Source organism: Streptomyces sp. NPDC107521, from assembly GCF_055598485.1.
This window is the reverse complement of sequence record NZ_JBVKAT010000008.1, coordinates 238,915-255,198: the sequence shown is the minus strand read 5'-3', so window position 1 is coordinate 255,198 and position 16,284 is coordinate 238,915. Positions and strand designations below refer to the sequence as shown.

At 74.0% G+C, this 16,284-nt stretch carries 15 protein-coding genes; 6 read left to right on the top strand and 9 right to left on the bottom strand.

Annotated elements, in window-relative coordinates:
* Positions 1 to 34: 34 nt before the first annotated feature.
* The 6 genes from ACZ7LB_RS15400 to ACZ7LB_RS15375 form a co-directional block, all read right to left on the bottom strand.
* Positions 35 to 355, bottom strand: a complete 321-nt coding sequence (locus tag ACZ7LB_RS15400; protein ID WP_471468487.1) for a putative leader peptide — start codon at positions 353 to 355, stop codon at positions 35 to 37.
* An 832-nt stretch (positions 356 to 1,187) separates the two neighbouring features.
* The gene (locus ACZ7LB_RS15395; protein WP_471468434.1) at positions 1,188 to 2,894 is read right to left on the bottom strand and encodes an FAD-dependent monooxygenase; all 1,707 of its coding nucleotides are present in this window, start codon (positions 2,892 to 2,894) and stop codon (positions 1,188 to 1,190) included.
* Between the two features lie 164 nt (positions 2,895 to 3,058).
* Entirely contained in the window at positions 3,059 to 3,931 is an 873-nt protein-coding gene (locus tag ACZ7LB_RS15390; RefSeq protein ID WP_471468432.1) for an amino acid ABC transporter permease, read from the bottom strand.
* Positions 3,928 to 4,593 carry an amino acid ABC transporter permease gene (locus ACZ7LB_RS15385; RefSeq protein WP_161228599.1) on the bottom strand — a complete coding sequence of 222 codons (666 nt, stop codon included), beginning with the start codon at positions 4,591 to 4,593 and terminating at the stop codon, positions 3,928 to 3,930. The genes ACZ7LB_RS15390 and ACZ7LB_RS15385 overlap by 4 nt, the downstream gene beginning before the upstream one ends.
* 84 nt (positions 4,594 to 4,677) lie before the next feature.
* Positions 4,678 to 5,511 (bottom strand): glutamate ABC transporter substrate-binding protein, encoded by an 834-nt coding sequence (locus ACZ7LB_RS15380; protein ID WP_471468430.1) that lies wholly within the window; start codon positions 5,509 to 5,511, stop codon positions 4,678 to 4,680.
* A gap of 180 nt (positions 5,512 to 5,691) precedes the next feature.
* Positions 5,692 to 6,468, bottom strand: a complete 777-nt coding sequence (locus tag ACZ7LB_RS15375; protein ID WP_161228601.1) for an amino acid ABC transporter ATP-binding protein — start codon at positions 6,466 to 6,468, stop codon at positions 5,692 to 5,694.
* A gap of 307 nt (positions 6,469 to 6,775) precedes the next feature.
* Between ACZ7LB_RS15375 and ACZ7LB_RS15370 the strand changes: the two genes are divergently transcribed.
* Both ACZ7LB_RS15370 and ACZ7LB_RS15365 read left to right on the top strand, forming a co-directional pair.
* Positions 6,776 to 7,462 (top strand): response regulator transcription factor, encoded by a 687-nt coding sequence (locus ACZ7LB_RS15370; protein ID WP_471468428.1) that lies wholly within the window; start codon positions 6,776 to 6,778, stop codon positions 7,460 to 7,462.
* 9 nt (positions 7,463 to 7,471) lie between these two features.
* The gene (locus ACZ7LB_RS15365) at positions 7,472 to 8,902 is read left to right on the top strand and encodes a sensor histidine kinase (protein WP_471468426.1); all 1,431 of its coding nucleotides are present in this window, start codon (positions 7,472 to 7,474) and stop codon (positions 8,900 to 8,902) included.
* Here ACZ7LB_RS15365 and ACZ7LB_RS15360 read toward each other — a convergent pair.
* Positions 8,892 to 9,884, bottom strand: a complete 993-nt coding sequence (locus tag ACZ7LB_RS15360; protein WP_471468424.1) for a TAXI family TRAP transporter solute-binding subunit — start codon at positions 9,882 to 9,884, stop codon at positions 8,892 to 8,894. The genes ACZ7LB_RS15365 and ACZ7LB_RS15360 overlap by 11 nt on opposite strands.
* A gap of 374 nt (positions 9,885 to 10,258) precedes the next feature.
* Between ACZ7LB_RS15360 and ACZ7LB_RS15355 the strand changes: the two genes are divergently transcribed.
* Entirely contained in the window at positions 10,259 to 10,672 is a 414-nt protein-coding gene (locus ACZ7LB_RS15355; RefSeq protein ID WP_471468423.1) for a pyrophosphohydrolase domain-containing protein, read from the top strand.
* 208 nt (positions 10,673 to 10,880) lie between these two features.
* Here the strand turns inward: ACZ7LB_RS15355 and ACZ7LB_RS15350 are convergent, their stop codons facing one another.
* Together ACZ7LB_RS15350 and ACZ7LB_RS15345 are read right to left on the bottom strand one after the other, a co-directional pair.
* Entirely contained in the window at positions 10,881 to 12,113 is a 1,233-nt protein-coding gene (locus ACZ7LB_RS15350; RefSeq protein WP_471468421.1) for a cation:proton antiporter, read from the bottom strand.
* A gap of 4 nt (positions 12,114 to 12,117) precedes the next feature.
* On the bottom strand, positions 12,118 to 12,603 hold the full coding sequence (locus ACZ7LB_RS15345; RefSeq protein ID WP_161228607.1) for a cation:proton antiporter regulatory subunit: 486 nt from the start codon (positions 12,601 to 12,603) through the stop codon (positions 12,118 to 12,120).
* 102 nt (positions 12,604 to 12,705) lie between these two features.
* Between ACZ7LB_RS15345 and ACZ7LB_RS15340 the strand changes: the two genes are divergently transcribed.
* The 3 genes from ACZ7LB_RS15340 to miaB all read left to right on the top strand — a co-directional run bounded on the left by ACZ7LB_RS15340 (position 12,706) and on the right by miaB (position 16,280).
* Entirely contained in the window at positions 12,706 to 13,938 is a 1,233-nt protein-coding gene (locus ACZ7LB_RS15340) for a HAMP domain-containing sensor histidine kinase (protein ID WP_471468419.1), read from the top strand.
* On the top strand, positions 13,935 to 14,600 hold the full coding sequence (locus tag ACZ7LB_RS15335; RefSeq protein ID WP_161228608.1) for a response regulator: 666 nt from the start codon (positions 13,935 to 13,937) through the stop codon (positions 14,598 to 14,600). Before ACZ7LB_RS15340 ends, ACZ7LB_RS15335 begins: the two co-directional genes overlap by 4 nt.
* 153 nt (positions 14,601 to 14,753) lie before the next feature.
* Positions 14,754 to 16,280: a tRNA (N6-isopentenyl adenosine(37)-C2)-methylthiotransferase MiaB gene (gene miaB / locus ACZ7LB_RS15330; RefSeq protein ID WP_471468417.1), complete on the top strand. Its 1,527-nt coding sequence runs from the start codon at positions 14,754 to 14,756 to the stop codon at positions 16,278 to 16,280.
* Positions 16,281 to 16,284: the final 4 nt, after the last annotated feature.

Sequence of the window (16,284 nt, the reverse complement as noted above, 5' to 3'; positions counted from 1 at the left end):
ATGACGCGGCGCGCGGAAGGGAGACGAGGCGAAGTCAGCAGGAAGGGCGACACACGCAGCCCGCGTAGCGGACGAGGTCCATATGGACCCTCCGCCACAGGCGCACATCGGTGTCGGTCACGGTCCGGAGTACACCACGCCGGTGCGGGCCGGTCAATTCACCGTCGTCATGCGGACGGGGGTGTCGACCGGCGGTGCGCGCGCCGTGCGCCGGGCCGCTCGGCACGGGTCCACCGGCCCGACGCCGTGGCCCGCCCGGCCTGCGCGTACTCCGGGCCCCTCGTTCCCGGGCCGTGCCCTCGTCGCCCGTTCCCGCCGACCCACGCTGCCCGCCCGCACCACTCTTGGGCCGCATCACCCCGGGCCCCTCGCTCGCGCCGTCCGGGCCGCACCCGCCGCCTCCCACGGAGCAGCGCCACCCGGCCGGCCCCGCCCCGGGACCGCACAGATCCTGGCCCCGGCGCGTCCGGACGCCCTGCCCCGTCCGTCCCCCCGCCCTGCCCCGCCGCCTGCTCCTGAGCATGCGCCCTCGGGGTTCCGCCACGCCCAGGGCTGCACAGGCTCTCGGCCTGCCCGTCGGCGCCTCCGGCCTCGGCGCACCTTTGCACCGTCGCGCCGCCGGTGCCTCCGGTCTGCTCCTGGGCACGCGTCATCGGGCCCGTTCCGTCCCCGTGCCGCACAGAACCCTCGGCCTGCCCCGTCCGTATCGTCGCCCTCGGCGCACCCCTGCACCGTCGCGCCGTCAGCGCCTCCGGTCTGCCCCTGAGCATGCGTCAGGGCCCGTTCCGCCCGGGGACTGCACTGGCTCTCGGCCTGCCCCGTCCGTATCGCCGGCCTCGGCGCACCCTTGCACCGTCGCGCCGTCAGCGCCTCCGGTCTGCTCCTGAGCACGCGTCATCGGGCCCGTCCCGTCCCCGTGCCGCACAGAACCCTCGGCCTGCGCCGTCCGCATCGCAGATCACGGCGGCCCCTGGACCGTCCCGTTGTCGGCGCCTCCGGCCTGCCCCTGCCCCTGCCGCGTCGCGCGCTCGCCCGTACCTACGGCACTCGCCCGCGACTACGGCCCGGCCCCGCCCCCGAGTCGTACCGCCCCCGGGAGGAAGTCCGGACCCCGCCCGTCCGTCTCCGGAGGGGGAGTCGCCCTCCGCTCATCCACTCCCGGCGGGGCACCGCTCACCGCGCCCGCCTCACCGCGTCCCCGTGGCGGTCTCCGACTCCGTCCCCGTGCCGCCGTCCGCGGCCCCGTCCGCCGCCGGCCCGTCCGTGGCCGGGGGCGTCTCCGGGACGGGCTCCGGCCGTGTCCCACCGTCGGGCTCCGGGGCCGTGGCCGGGGTGCCGCCCAGCGCGGTCTCGGCCGCCGTGTACAGGTCGGCCGGGCGCACGCCGTTGAGCGCCGTCACCAGATGGCCGTCGGGACGGACGAGCAGGACGGTGTGGGCGGCGGCGCCCGGATAGCTCTCGGTGACCAGCAGTTCGGCGCGGCAGGGCAGCGCGGTGACCGCCGCCGCCAGCCGGGGCATGACCCCGGCGGTCATCCAGTGCCTGCGCTCCCACACGCCCGTGCCCGGCGCGACCAGCACGACCAGCAGGGCACCCCGCCCGAACCGGTCCCGCAGCCGCACGAAGGTGCCGTCCTCCGCCGTGACCCGGACGTCGGTGACCGGGGACCCCGGCGCGGTGTCGACGTCGGTGGTGCCGTCGAGGTCCCCCGGCGCGAGCGGGGAGTCGCCGTAGGTGCCGAGGGCACCGAGGCCGCCCCGGCCCAGGTGGCCGTCGGCGAGCAGCGCGTCGTGGCCCCGGCCGGCGCCGGGGACGTAGGAGCGCAGGCCCCCGCCGCCGCGCACCTGCGGCAGGTGCTGGTCGGCGCTGCGCAGCCGGGCGGCGACGGCGCCCCGGCGTTCGTGCTGGTAGCTGTCGAGGAGCGCCTCGTGGTGGCCGTGGTGCCAGGCGAGGGCCAGTTTCCAGGCGAGGTTGTCGGCGTCCCGCAGCCCCTCCTCCAGCCCCTGGGTGCCCAGTGCGCCGAGCAGGTGCGCGGCGTCCCCGGCGAGCAGGACGCGGCCCGCCCGCCAGCGCCGGGCCAGCCGGTGGTGGACGGTGTGGACACCGGTGTCGAGGAGGTCGTAGGCCGGGGTGGAGCCGCCGGACCAGCCGGTGAGGGTCTCGCGGATCCGGTTGACCAGCAGTTCGGGGGTGACGAGGTCCTTGCCGGGCGGCAGCAGCCAGTCGAGCCGCCAGACGCCGTCCGGCAGCGGCCGGCCGACGATCTCCCCGGCCGAGGGGCCCGAGCTGCGCCAGGGGGGCTGCCGGTGCAGCAACGCCTGTCCGGGCCAGGGGAGTTCGGTGCGCAGGGCGGCCACGGCGTAGCGCTCCACCGCGGTGCGGCCGGGGAAGCGGACGTCCAGCAGCTTGCGCACGGTGGAGCGGGGCCCGTCGCAGCCGACCAGATGGCTGCCACGCCACCAGGTGCCCTCCGGGCCGCGGGTGTGGACCGTGACGCCCCCCGGCTCCTGCTCGACGGCGTCCACGCGGCTGTTGGCGGCGGTCCGCACGAGGGGATGGCCGGCCAGGGCGGTGCGCAGCGCGCCGGTCAGCTCGTGCTGGGCGAGGTGCAGGGGGCCGGGGGCGTCGTCGTCGAAGACGGTCTCGCGGATCACCTGTCCGCGCCGGGAGGACCGCCATCCGGCCCAGTGCAGCCCCCGCCGCGACAGGGAGGTGCCGGTGAGCCGTTCGAGGAGAACGGTGGTCTCCTCGCGCAGCACGACGGTGCGCGCGGGCCGCGGTTCGTCCTTGCCGGGGCCCTCGTCGAGGACGACGCAGGGCACCTCCTGGCGTGCCAGGGCCAGGGCGAGCGTGAGCCCGACGGGCCCCGCCCCGACGATGATCACCGGGTCCACGGTGCTGCGCCCCCTGTCCGTGACGGAGCAGGTGAACAGGGTGGGGGAGCGGGGTGCGCGATCACAGAACGTATGCAACCCATTGCCGCTGCTTGCGTCAAGTGACGGAGGCGGCGGTGACCGGGCCGCCGCCTCCGTCGATGGTCCTACGAGGTGACCGGTGGTCAGGCGTTCGCCCCGCCGACCGGGTCGGCCGCCGGGAGCACGGCCCCGGAGGAGCGCTTGCCCCGCCGCAGCCGCCGCTCCAGCCAGCCCGCGAAGCTGGTGAGCGCGAAGTTGAACGCGATGAAGAGGACCGCCACGACGGTGTAGCTGGCGATGATGTTGGCGCCGTAGTAGGCGCTCATCGTGTTGGCCGAGGAGAGCAGTTCGGGGAAGGTGAGGACGGCGCCGCCGAGCGCGGTGTCCTTCACGATGACGACGAGCTGGCTGACGATGGCGGGCAGCATCGCGGTGACCGCCTGCGGCAGCAGGATCAGCCGCATGACCTGGTTCTTGCGCATGCCGATCGCCATCGCGCCCTCGCCCTGGCCCTTGGGCAGGGACAGGATTCCGGCCCGGACGATCTCGGCGAGGACGGCGGCGTTGTAGAGGACCAGGCCCGTGACGACCGCGTAGAGCGGGCGCTCGTCGGTGCTGACGCCGGTGTACTCGGAGAAGAGCGCCAAGCCGAAGATCATCAGGACGAGCACCGGGATGGCCCGGAAGAACTCGACGACGACCGCGGCCGGGACGCGGATCCAGGCGTGGTCCGAGAGCCGGGCCATGCCGAGCACGGCGCCGAGCGGCAGGGCGATGACCATGGCGAGCGCCGCGGCCTTCAGGGTGTTCCGCAGACCGGGCCAGAGGTACGTCGACCAGGGCTCGGTGCTGGTGAGGAACATCTTCCACTGGTCCCACTCCAACTGCCCCTTCTCGTCCAGGGTGGTGACGACCCACCACAGGACGGCGGCGGCGGCGAGCAGGAAGACGACCGTGAGGACCACGTTGCGCCGCTTGGCGCGGGGGCCCTGGGCGTCGTAGAGGACGGAACTCATCGCTTCACCGCCACCTTCTTGCCCAGCCAGCCGAGGAACAGGCCGGTCGGCAGGGTCAGCACCACGAAGCCGAAGGCGATGACCGCCGCGATCAGCAGCAACTGGGCCTCGTTCTCGATCATTTCCTTCATCAGCAGCGCGGCCTCGGCGACCCCGATGGCGGCGGCCACCGTGGTGTTCTTGATCAGCGCGATCAGCACGTTCGCCAGGGGGACGACGGACGAGCGGAACGCCTGGGGCAGCACCACCAGGCGGAGCACCTGGGTGAAGCCGAGCCCGATGGCCCGTGCCGCCTCCGCCTGGCCGACCGGCACCGTGTTGATGCCGGAGCGCAGCGCCTCGCAGACGAAGGACGAGGTGTAGAGGATCAGCCCCAGGACGGCGAGCCGGAAGTTGATCGTCTCGAACTCCGTCGCGCCCAGGCTGATGCCCAGGGACTGGTTCAGGCCCAGGGACGTGAACAGGATGATGACGGTCAGCGGAATGTTCCGCACGACGTTCACGTACGCGGTACCGAAGCCGCGCATCAGCGGCACCGGGCCGACGCGCATGGCGGCCAGGACGGTGCCCCAGATCAGGGAGCCGACGGCCGAGAGCACAGCGAGCTGCACTGTCGTCCAGAAGGCTCCCAACAGGTCGTAACCCTCAAGAAAGTCGAACACGATCTCCCGCGCTTCCGGGTGTAGGGGTGCCCGCCCCGGTGCGCCGCCCCGTCCGCGGGGCGGCACACCCTGTCAGGCGCGGTCTCAGCTCTTGATGTCGCCGATCTTCGGCGCGGGCTCGTTCTTGTAGCCGGCCGGGCCGAGGTTGGCGTCCACGGCCTTCTGCCAGGAGCCGTCTGAGACCATCTCCTCCAGGGCCTTGTTGATCCGGTCCTTGAGGTCGCTGCCCTTCTTGACGCCGATGCCGTAGTTCTCGTTGGTCAGCTTGAAGCCGCCGAGCTTGAACTTGCCCTTGAACTGGGCCTGCGAGGCGTACCCGGCGAGGATGGAGTCGTCGGTGGTCAGCGCGTCGACGGCGCCGTTCTGGAGGCCGGGCAGGCAGGCCGAGTACGTCGGGTAGGGCTGGAGCTGGGCCTTGGGCGCCAGCTTGTCCTTGACGTTCTGGGCGGACGTCGAGCCGGTGACGGAACAGAGCTTGGCGCTGTTGAGGTCCTCCGGCGACTTGATGCCGTCCTCGTCGGCGCGGACCAGCACGTCCTGGTGGGCCAGCAGGTAGGGGCCCGCGAAGTCGACCTTCTCCTGGCGCTGGGGGGTGATCGAGTAGGTGGCGGTGATGAAGTCGACGTCGCCGCGCTGGAGCATGGTCTCGCGGTCGGCGCTCTTGGACTCGCGCCACTCGATCTGGCCCGCGGAGTAGCCGAGCTTCTCGGCGACGTACGTGGCGACGTCCACGTCGAAGCCCGCGTAGCCGTTGGGGGTCTTCTGGCCGAGGCCCGGCTGGTCGAACTTGATGCCGATGGTGATCTTCTTGCCGCCGCCGGAGGAGCCGCTGTCCTTGTCGTCGCTGCCGCAGGCGGTGACGGACAGGGCGAGGGCGAGGACGGTGGCCGACGCGGCGGTGACCTTGAGGAGCTTCATGGGGAACATCCTTTGACGGCGATCGGGAGGGATCGGGCGGTCGGACGGTCGGGGGACGACGGCCGGCGCCGGTACGGGCCGGCGGCCGGAGAACCGGCGACGGGGAGGGCCGACGGGGGGCGGTGCCCGGGGGGAGGGCGGCCCCGGGGGGAGGGCGGCGCCGGGAGGGGCGCCGGGCGGTCAGTGGTGGAGGATCTTCGACAGGAAGTCCTTCGCGCGGTCGCTGCGGGGCGCGCTGAAGAACTGGTCCGGCGCGGCCTCCTCGACGATCCGGCCGTCCGCCATGAACACCACGCGGTTGGCGGCAGAGCGGGCGAACCCCATCTCGTGCGTGACCACGACCATGGTCATGCCGTCCTGGGCGAGCTGCCGCATGACCTCCAGCACCTCGTTGATCATCTCCGGGTCGAGTGCCGAGGTCGGCTCGTCGAAGAGCATCACCTTCGGGCCCATGGCCAGTGCCCGGGCGATGGCCACGCGCTGCTGCTGCCCGCCGGAGAGCTGGGCGGGGTACTTGTCGGCCTGCGCGCCCACGCCGACCCGGTCCAGCAGCTCGCGGGCCCTCTCCTCGGCCCTGGCCCTCTCCACCCGGCGGACCTTGGTCTGGCCCAGGGTGACGTTCTCCAGCACGGTCTTGTGCGCGAAGAGGTTGAAGGACTGGAAGACCATGCCGACGTCGGCCCGCAGCCGGGCCAGCTCCCTGCCCTCCTGGGGCAGCGGCCGGCCGTCGATCACGATGGACCCGGAGTCGATGGTCTCCAGCCGGTTGATCGTGCGGCACAGCGTGGACTTCCCGGACCCGGAGGGCCCGATGACCACGACGACCTCGCCGCGGGTGATGGTCAGATCGATGTCCTGGAGCACGTGCAACGCGCCGAAGTGCTTGTTGACGCTCTTCAGGACGACCAGATGGTCGGTCGGGACCGCGTCCTCCTCGGCCGCCGCTACTTCGGTCATCGCTCTCGGGCTCCGTCCTCCTCGGTGTCCGGTGGACAGTAGTGACCGGCAACGAGCCGCGTCTTCACATCTGAGGGGAATCTGAGCATCACGATCCGATAGCAATCGGACACGTGTCGTAGCGCGGGTGACCGGGAGCGTATCGGCCGGGTAACGTCGGGCGGCCCGGCGGAGGAAGCACTTGACGACGTCCCCCCGCTCCGGCATCACTGCACGGGGCACCCGCGCGCCGGCCCGCCCCGCGGCCCCGCCCGTCCCGTCGTCCGAACCGACCGGATCCCATGGCCGTGAACCGAAGGAGGCCCGGATGAGAGTGCTGCTCGTCGAGGACGACAACCACGTCGCCGCCGCGCTGTCCGCCGTCCTGGCCCGGCACGGCCTCGACGTCACCCACGCGCGCAACGGCGAGGAGGCCCTGCGGGCCCTCGTCCCGGACGCCGACCGCTTCGACGTCGTCCTGCTCGACCTCGGCCTGCCCGACCAGGACGGCTACGAGGTCTGCGGCGGCATCCGCAAGCGCACCGCCACCCCGGTGATCATGGTCACCGCCCGCTCCGACGTGCGCTCCCGCATCCACGGCCTGAACCTCGGCGCCGACGACTACGTGGTCAAGCCGTACGACACCGGGGAACTGCTCGCCCGCATCCACGCCGTCAGCCGCCGCACCGCCCACGAGGAGAGCACCGGCCCCGTCGGGACCGTGCTGCGCCTCGGCGCCGTCCGGGTCGAGCTGCCGACCCGGCAGGTCACCGTGGAGGGGGCGGTCGTCCAGCTCACCCGCAAGGAGTTCGACCTGCTCGCCCTGCTCGCGCAGCGCCCCGGGGTCGTCTTCCGCCGGGAGCAGATCATCAGCGAGGTGTGGCGCACCAGTTGGGAGGGGACCGGGCGGACCCTGGAGGTGCACGTGGCCTCGCTGCGCTCCAAGCTGCGGATGCCGTCGCTCATCGAGACCGTCCGCGGCGTCGGCTACCGCCTCGTCGCACCCGGCACCTAGCGGGGTCCGGTGCGCACCCGTCTGCTCCCGCTGCTGATCGTCCTGATGGCGGCCGTGCTGCTCGCCCTCGGGGTGCCGCTCGGCATCAGCGTCGCCCGCGCCGGGCAGCAGCGGGTCGTCGTCGACCGGATCGACGACACGGCGCGCTTCGCGGCCCTCGCCCAGTTCGTCACCGAGGACGCCTCGGGCGGCTCCCGCCGCACCACCACGGACGAGCGCCGGGAGACCCTGCGCGCCGAACTCACCAGCTACCACGAGGTCTACGGCATCCGGGCCGGGGTCTACTACCGCAACCAGGTCCCCATGGCCAACGCCCCCACCACCTGGTTCCTGCCGCCCGACGGCGAGGTCCGGGACGCCTTCGACGAGGCCCTGCTCAGCCGCCGCAGCCACGACCCGGAGCAGGTCTGGCCCTGGCAGGACGGGCGGCTCGTGGTCGCCTCACCGGTCATACGCGACGGTGACGTCGTCGCCGTCGTCGTCACCGAGTCGCCCACCGACGCGATGCGCTCGCGCACCCTGCACGGCTGGCTGGTCATCGGCGCCGGGGAGTTCGCGGCCGTGCTGCTCGCGGTCGGCGCCGCGCTCCGGCTGACCGGCTGGGTGCTGCGGCCGGTGCGGGTGCTCGACGCCACCACCCACGACATCGCCACCGGGCGGCTCAGGTCCCGTGTCGCGCCCTCCGGGGGGCCGCCCGAACTCCGGCGCCTGGCCCGGTCGTTCAACGAGATGGCCGACCACGTCCAGGACGTCCTGGAACAGCAGCGGGCCTTCGTCGCGGACGCCTCCCACCAACTGCGCAACCCCCTCTCCGCACTGCTGCTCCGGATCGACCTGCTCGCCCTGGAACTGCCCGAGGACAACGAGGAGATCGCCTCCGTCCGGGCCGAGGGCAAACGCCTGGCCCGCGTCCTGGAGGACCTGCTCGACCTGGCGCTGGCCGAGCACACCGAGGCCGATCTGAGCACCACCGACATCGGCGCCCTCGCCGCCGAACGCGTCGCCGCGTGGGCCCCCACCGCCGCGGCCCAGGGCGTCCGGCTGACCGGCGACTGCCCGCCCACCACCGGCTGGGCCGACCCGGTCGCCCTCTCCAGCGCCCTGGACGCCGTGATCGACAACGCGGTGAAGTTCACCCCGCCGGACGGGGAGGTGCGGGTCGCGGTCGCCTCCACCGGCGGGGCCGCCACCGTCCGGGTCACCGACGACGGTCCCGGGCTCACCGACGCGGAGCTGGCCCGGGTCGGGGACCGCTTCTGGCGCAGCGGCCACCACCAGAACGTCAAGGGCTCCGGCCTCGGCCTGTCCATCTGCCGGGCCCTGCTCGCGGCGGGCGACGGCACCGTCGGCTTCGGCCACCGCGACCCGCACGGGCTGGAGGTGACGGTCACCGTGCCGCGCACGGCCCCCCCGGCGCCGGGCCGCGGCCCTACGGCTTGACCGAGCGGTAGTAGCGCCGGGCGCCCTCGTGCAGGTCCAGGGGGTCGGTGTAGATCGCGGTGCGCAGGTCCACCAGTTGCGCCGAGTGGACGTGGGCGCCGATGCCGTCGCGGCTGTCCAGCACCGTGCGGGTCAGCCACTCGGTCAGCCGGGGGTCGACGTCCTCGCGGGTCACCAGCAGGTTGGAGACGGCCATCGTGGGCACCACGGCCCCGTTCTGCACGGCCGGGTAGGCCGACTCCGGCATGTTGGTCGCCCGGTAGTAGCGGGTGGCGCCGCCGTACGCGTGCAGCTTGGCGACGAGGTCCTCGCCGATCGGCACGAAGCGGAAGGCGCCGGTCTCGGCGATCCGCTTCAGTCCGTCCGTCGGCAGCCCGCCCGACCAGAAGAACGCGTCCAGCTCCGTGCCCAGCCGGCCCGGACCGGTGTCGATGCCGTCCTCGCGGGCCGTGATGTCCCGGTCCGGGTCGATGCCCGACGCCCGCAGCACCCGGGTCGCGATCAGCCGCACCCCCGAGTGCGGCAGCCCTATGGCCACCCGCTTGCCCCGCAGGTCGGCCACGGTGCGGATGTCCGAGCCGGACGGCACCACGAGCTGCACGTAGTCGTCGTAGAGCCGGGTGACCCCGCGCAGCCGGTCGGCCCCGGGCCCGCCGTCGAGCCGGTACGTCTCCACCGCGTCGGCGGCGGCGATGGTGAAGTCGGCCTTCCCGGAGGCCACCCGCTCCACGTTCTCCTGCGATCCGGCGCTCGTCAGCAGCCGCACGTCGAGGCCCGGCATGTCCTTGCGCAGCTCGGCGCGGAGCAGCTCGCCGTACTTCTGGTAGACGCCCGCCCTGGTGCCGGTGCTGAAGGTGACCGTCCCGCCCGGCGGCTTCTCGCCCAGCGGCAGCAGCCACGCCAGCAGCAGCCCCAGGGCGACGACGACGGCCGTGCCCAGGAGCGCGGCGCGCAGGCGCGGCCGGGGGAACGAGAGGGACATGCGGGCGATCCTGCCAGCCCGGCCCCGGGCTGAACAGGGCCGGGCCGCAGGCGGCCGCGTCCCGGGTCCGTCCGGGCGGGGCGGGTCGCCGGGGGCGTGTTCCGGGTCTGTCCAAGGGGGGGCGGGCCGTCGGGGGCTGTGTTCCGGGTCCGTCGGGGCGGGGTGGGCTGCCGGGGCCCGTGTTCCGGGCCCGTACCCCGACCCGACCCGACCCCGCGTCCCCGGCCCGCGTCCGGACCAGGGCCCGCCTCCCGCACGCGCGCCCGTGCACCGCGTCGGCGGTCACGGCCGCGCGCGTCCTCGCAGCCTGACGGCCGGACGGCCGGATCCCGTACGGGAACCGGCCGTCACCGCCGCTCGCTACAGTCGTCGGCATGAGCAACCCCTCACCCGCCGACCTCGTCCGCGCCTTCCACCTCGCCCTCGGCCTGGACGCCCGCGCCACCCCGGCCGAGGTCCCCCCGGACCTGGCCGCGCAGCGGGGACGGCTGCTCGCCGAGGAGGCGGCCGAGGTCGCGGAGGTCGCCGTCGGCGGCCCCCTGGACCGGCTGGCGCACGAACTGGCCGACGTGGTCTACGTCGCCTACGGCACCGCCCTCGTCCACGGCATCGACCTCGACGCAGTGATCGCCGAGGTGCACCGCTCCAACATGACCAAGCTGGGGCCCGACGGACGCGTGGCCCGCCGGGCCGACGGCAAGGTGCTCAAGGGCGACCACTACACCGCGCCCGACGTGGCCGCCGTACTGCGCGGCCAGGGCTGGAACCCGCCCGCGCCGGACGCCTGACCGGCCCCGGGGGCACCTGCCGGTGGCCGGGACGGCCCCCCCGGGAAGCCCGGAGCCTCAGCGCTCCCGGGCCCCGCAGCCCCAGTACCCCGGCGCGAGCACGGTCCCCGCTCCGGCAGGCCCATGGGGCGCAGCCGGCCGCGGGGACTCCGCCGGACGCACGCGCAGGGCCCCGCCGCACGCGCCCGGCGTCCTCCGCGCCATGGGCTCAGTCGCCCACCGACGCCTCCGCGCCCGTCGGCCGCGCCGCCGCCCCGACCGGCCCGCCGGGGCCGTCCGGGTTGCCGCGCCGCGGCCAGAACCGGGTCGCCAGCGGCTCGGTGAACCGGGCCGTGAGCGGGCCCAGGACCACCAGGATCAGCACGTACGCCGTGGCCAGCGGGCCCAGCGACGGCTCGATGCCGGCCGACACCGCGAGCCCCGCGATGACGATGGAGAACTCGCCGCGCGCCACCAGCGCGCCGCCGGCCCGCCAGCGGCCCTTCACGGAGATCCCCGCGCGCCGCGCCGCCCAGTAACCGGTGGCGATCTTCGTCAGCGCGGTCAGCAGTGCCAGCGCCAGCGCGGGCAGCAGCACCGGCGGGATGCTGGCCGGGTCGGTGTGCAGGCCGAAGAAGACGAAGAAGACGGCGGCGAACAGGTCCCGCAGCGGGCTCAGCAGCGTGTGCGCGCCCTCCGCGACCTCCCCGGACAGCGCGATGCCGACCAGGAACGCGCCGACCGCCGCCGACACCTGGAGCTGCTGGGCGACGCCCGCCACGAGGATCGTCAGCCCGAGCACCACCAGGAGCAGCTTCTCCGGGTCCTCGCTGGAGACGAACCGCGAGATCAGCCGCCCGTAGCGGACGGCCACGAACAGCACCAGACCGGCGGCGCCCAGCGCCACGGCCAGGGTGATGCTGCCGGTCATCAGACCGGCGCCCGCCACCAGCGCCGTGACGATCGGCAGGTACACCGCCATCGCCAGGTCCTCCAGGACCAGCACGCTGAGGATCACCGGCGTCTCGCGGTTGCCGACCCGGCCGAGATCGCCGAGCACCTTCGCGATCACCCCGGACGACGAGATCCAGGTCACGCCCGCCAGCACCACGGCGGCCACCGGGCCCCAGCCCAGCAGCAGCGCCGCCACCGCGCCCGGCACGGCGTTCAGGGCGCAGTCGACGAGACCGGCGGGATAGTGCGACTTGAGGTTGGTGACCAGGTCACCGGCCGTGTACTCCAGGCCGAGCATCAGCAGCAGGAGGATGACGCCGATCTCGGCGCCGGTGGCGACGAACTCCTCGCTCGCGCCCAGCGGCAGCAGCCCGCCCTCGCCGAAGGCCAGGCCCGCCAGCAGGTACAGCGGGATGGGGGAGAGCTGGTAGCGGCCGGCGAACCGGCCGAGCAGCCCCAGCCCCAGGATGATGGAACCGAACTCGATCAGCAGAACCGCGGAATGCACCGGCTCACTCCTGCTCGAGTATCGCGGCGGCGGCGTCGACGCCCTCACGGGTGCCGATGACGATCAAGGTGTCACCACCCATGACACGGAAGTCGGGAGCCGGTGACGGGATGGCCTCCGCGCGGCGCAGCACCGCCACGACCGACGCGCCGGTCTCGGTGCGCATCCGGGTGTCGCCGAGCAGCCGCCCGTTCCACCGGGAGAGCGCCGCGACCTCGATGCGCTCGGCCACCAGCCCCAGGTCCGTGGTGTAGAGCAGGCTGGCGCTGTGGTGCGACGGCTTCAGCGCGTCGATCAGCGCGCCCGCCTCCGGCGCGGCCAGCCGCAGCGAGTGGGCGCAGGAGTCGGGATCGTCGGCCTGGTACACGTTCACCGTGCGGGCGCCGTCGCGGTGCGCCACCACCGACACGTGACGATGCTCACGGGTCACCAGGTCGTACTGGACCCCGATGCCCGGTAGTGGCGTCGCCCTCAGGCGTGGAGCGGACACGAGTCTTCCCCTCGTTCGTTCAGCAGGTTTCCACCGCGTCCGGTGCGCGCACGCGCGCGTTCGCGGCGTCGCCATGCTGTCATCCGCACGTACGGTGGCGATATGGGTGTCGTGACGGATATACGCAGCGGGCCGCGGTCGACAAGGCTGACGGAGGCCGAGTCGTGGGCGGAATCCGGGAGGAGCGGGAAGAGGACCGTGTCGTTGTTCTGGCGGATCTTCTCGCTCAACGCCGTCGGCCTCGTCGTCGCCACCGCCCTGCTGATGGGCCCCGTCACCGTGTCCACCCCGACCATGGCGCACGAGGCGCTGGCGCTGCTCGTCGGCCTCACCGCCCTGCTCGTGGGCAACGCCGTCGTCCTGCGCCTCGGGCTCGTCCCGCTGCGCCGGCTCGGCGGCGCCATGAGCACCGCCGACCTGCTGGTTCCCGGCGCCCGCCCCGAGGTGTCCGGGCCCGCGGAGGCCGCCGAGCTGATCGCCACCTACAACACGATGCTCGACCGCCTCCAGGCCGAGCGCGCCGCCGGGCCGGGCCGGGCGCTCCAGGCCCAGGAGCGCGAGCGGCACCGCATCGCCCGGGAGCTGCACGACGAGGTCGGCCAGACCCTGACCGCCGTCCTGCTCCAGCTCAAGCGGGTGGCCGACCGGGTCCCGGACGACCTGCGCGAGGAGGTCTCGCTCGCCCAGGAGGCCACCCGGGCCGGTCTGGACGAGATCCGCCGCATCGCCCGGCGGCTGCGGCCCGGCGTGCTGGAGGAACTGGGGCTGGCCAGCGCCCTGCGCTCGCTGGCCGCCGAGTTCACCCACCACGGCCTCACCGTGGGCCACCACGTCCACGGCGATCTGCCCCCGCTCAGCTCCGAGGCGGAGCTGGTGGTCTACCGGGTCGCCCAGGAGGGCCTCACCAACACCGTCCGGCACGCCGGGGCCGACCGGGCGGAGCTGCGCCTGAGCGCGCTGCCCGGCGGCGGCGTCGAGCTGCTCGTCCGCGACAACGGCGTCGGTACGGGCCGGGCCCCCGAGGGCACCGGCATCCGGGGCATGCGGGAGCGGGCCCTGCTGATCGGCGCCGAGCTGCACCTCCGGCCCGCCCCGGGCCGGGGCACCGACGTCCTGCTGCGCCTGCCCGCGCCCCCGGTTGCCGCGCCGGACCGGACCCCGGGGGAGTCCGCCCCCGCGGCCGTCCCGGCGGACCCGGCCGCCGCGACGGCCGGTACCGGAGCCGGGGCCGTCGGCGGCGAAGCGCGCACGGGCGCCGGTGCCGCCGCCGGTGCCGGGCTCGGGCCCCCGGGCGTACCCCCGGGCGGAGAACCGACCGGAGAACGACCCCGATGACCGCACCACCCCCCATCCGCGTCCTGCTCGCCGACGACCACACCCTCGTACGCCGGGGGGTGCGGCTGATCCTGGACGGCGAACCCGATCTGAGGGTCGTGGCCGAGGCCGGTGACGGCGCCGAGGCCGTCGCGGCGGCGCGGGCCACCCCCGTGGACCTCGCCGTGCTCGACGTCGCCATGCCCCGCATGACCGGGCTCCAGGCGGCCCGTGAACTCTCCCGCCGCCTCCCCGAGCTGCGCATCCTGATCCTCACCATGTACGACAACGAGCAGTACTTCTTCGAGGCGCTCAAGGCCGGGGCCTGCGGGTACGTCCTCAAGTCGGTCGCGGACCGGGATCTGGTCGAGGCGTGCCGGGCGGCCGTCCGCGACGAACCGTTCATCTACCCCGGGGCCGAGCGCGCCCTCGTCCGCTCCTATCTGGAGCGGCTGCACCGGGGCGACGGCGGCCCGCTGCCCGAGCGGCCGATCACCGAGCGCGAGGAGGAGATCCTCAAGCTCGTGGCAGAGGGCCACACCAGCAAGGAGATCGGCGAACTGCTCTTCATCAGCGCCAAGACGGTGGAACGGCACCGCGCCAACCTCCTGCAGAAGCTGGGCGTCCGCGACCGCCTGGAACTCACCCGGTACGCGATCCGGGCCGGTCTGATCGAGCCCTGACGGCCCCGGCCGGAGGACGGGCGCCCCGACGGCGGCGGTCCGGCGGCGGTCCGGGGGCGGTCGGGGGCTGCGCGGCCGGACCGGAGGGGCCCGGGGCGCCGCCGCCCCTCCTGGCGGCGGCCGGGGTCACCGCGACGGCCTACCCTTGTCCGCATGACCGTCAGCACCGACCGGAGCCCTGCCGTGGACGTCCCGTCCCCCCGGACCTACGAAGTACGCACCTACGGGTGCCAGATGAACGTCCACGACTCCGAGCGATTGTCCGGACTGCTGGAGGACGCCGGTTACGTCCGCGCCCCCGAGGGCTCGGACGGCGACGCCGACGTCGTGGTCTTCAACACCTGTGCCGTCCGCGAGAACGCCGACAACAAGCTGTACGGCAACCTCGGCCACCTCGCCCCCCGGAAGGCGAGCCGCCCCGGCATGCAGATCGCGGTAGGCGGCTGCCTGGCGCAGAAGGACCGCGACACCATTGTGAAGCGGGCGCCCTGGGTGGACGTGGTCTTCGGCACGCACAACATCGGCAAGCTGCCGGTGCTGCTGGAGCGCGCCCGCGTGCGGGAGGAGGCGCAGGTCGAGATCGCCGAGTCCCTGGAGGCGTTCCCGTCCACGCTGCCCACCCGGCGCGAGAGCGCCTACGCGGCCTGGGTCTCCATCTCCGTCGGCTGCAACAACACCTGTACCTTCTGCATCGTCCCGGCGCTGCGCGGCAAGGAGAAGGACCGCCGTCCCGGCGACATCCTCGCCGAGGTCGAGGCCCTGGTCGCCGAGGGCGTCTCGGAGATCACCCTGCTCGGCCAGAACGTCAACGCGTACGGCTCCGACATGGGCGACCGCGAGGCGTTCGGCAAGCTGCTGCGCGCCTGCGGGGCCGTCGAGGGCCTGGAGCGCGTCCGCTTCACCTCGCCGCACCCCCGCGACTTCACCGACGACGTGATCGCCGCGATGGCCGAGACGCCCAACGTGATGCCGCAGCTCCACATGCCGCTCCAGTCCGGCTCGGACCCGGTGCTGAAGGCGATGCGCCGCTCTTACCGGCAGGACCGCTACCTGGGGATCATCGAGAAGGTGCGGGCCGCCATCCCGCACGCGGCGATCACCACCGACATCATCGTGGGCTTCCCCGGCGAGACCGAGGAGGACTTCGAGCAGACCCTGCACGTCGTCCGCGAGGCCCGCTTCGCCCAGGCCTTCACCTTCCAGTACTCCAAGCGGCCCGGGACCCCGGCCGCCGGGATGGACGGCCAGATCACCAAGGCGGTCGTCCAGGACCGCTACGAGCGCCTGGTCGCCCTCCAGGAGGAGATCTCCTGGGAGGAGAACAGGAAGCAGGTCGGCCGCACCGTCGAGCTGATGGTCGCGGAGGGCGAGGGCCGAAAGGACGGAGCCACCCACCGGCTGTCCGGCCGCGCCCCCGACAACCGCCTGGTGCACTTCACCAAGCCCGGCCAGGAGGTCCGCCCCGGTGACGTGGTCACCGTCGCGATCACCTACGCCGCCCCGCACCACCTGCTGGCCGAGGGCGACGTCCTGGAGGTGCGCCGCACCCGCGCGGGCGACGCCTGGGCCAAGCGCAACGCCGCCGAGCAGGCCGGGCCCAAGGGCGTGATGCTCGGGCTGCCGGGCATCGGGGCCCCCGCGCCCCAGCCGGCCGCGGCGGGCGGCTGCGGCTGCGACTGACCGA

Bases quoted from the DNA above. Each gene is read 5' to 3' on its own strand.
- ACZ7LB_RS15375 (WP_161228601.1), bottom strand. From the start codon at position 6,468: ATGACCGAAGTAGCGGCGGCCGAGGAGGACGCGGTCCCGACCGACCAT.
- ACZ7LB_RS15370 (WP_471468428.1), top strand. From the start codon at position 6,776: ATGAGAGTGCTGCTCGTCGAGGACGACAACCACGTCGCCGCCGCGCTG.
- ACZ7LB_RS15400 (WP_471468487.1), bottom strand. From the start codon at position 355: ATGCGGCCCAAGAGTGGTGCGGGCGGGCAGCGTGGGTCGGCGGGAACG.
- ACZ7LB_RS15355 (WP_471468423.1), top strand. From the start codon at position 10,259: ATGAGCAACCCCTCACCCGCCGACCTCGTCCGCGCCTTCCACCTCGCC.
- ACZ7LB_RS15390 (WP_471468432.1), bottom strand. From the start codon at position 3,931: ATGAGTTCCGTCCTCTACGACGCCCAGGGCCCCCGCGCCAAGCGGCGC.
- ACZ7LB_RS15360 (WP_471468424.1), bottom strand. From the start codon at position 9,884: ATGTCCCTCTCGTTCCCCCGGCCGCGCCTGCGCGCCGCGCTCCTGGGC.
- ACZ7LB_RS15340 (WP_471468419.1), top strand. From the start codon at position 12,706: ATGGGTGTCGTGACGGATATACGCAGCGGGCCGCGGTCGACAAGGCTG.
- ACZ7LB_RS15380 (WP_471468430.1), bottom strand. From the start codon at position 5,511: ATGAAGCTCCTCAAGGTCACCGCCGCGTCGGCCACCGTCCTCGCCCTC.
- miaB (WP_471468417.1), top strand. From the start codon at position 14,754: ATGACCGTCAGCACCGACCGGAGCCCTGCCGTGGACGTCCCGTCCCCC.
- ACZ7LB_RS15335 (WP_161228608.1), top strand. From the start codon at position 13,935: ATGACCGCACCACCCCCCATCCGCGTCCTGCTCGCCGACGACCACACC.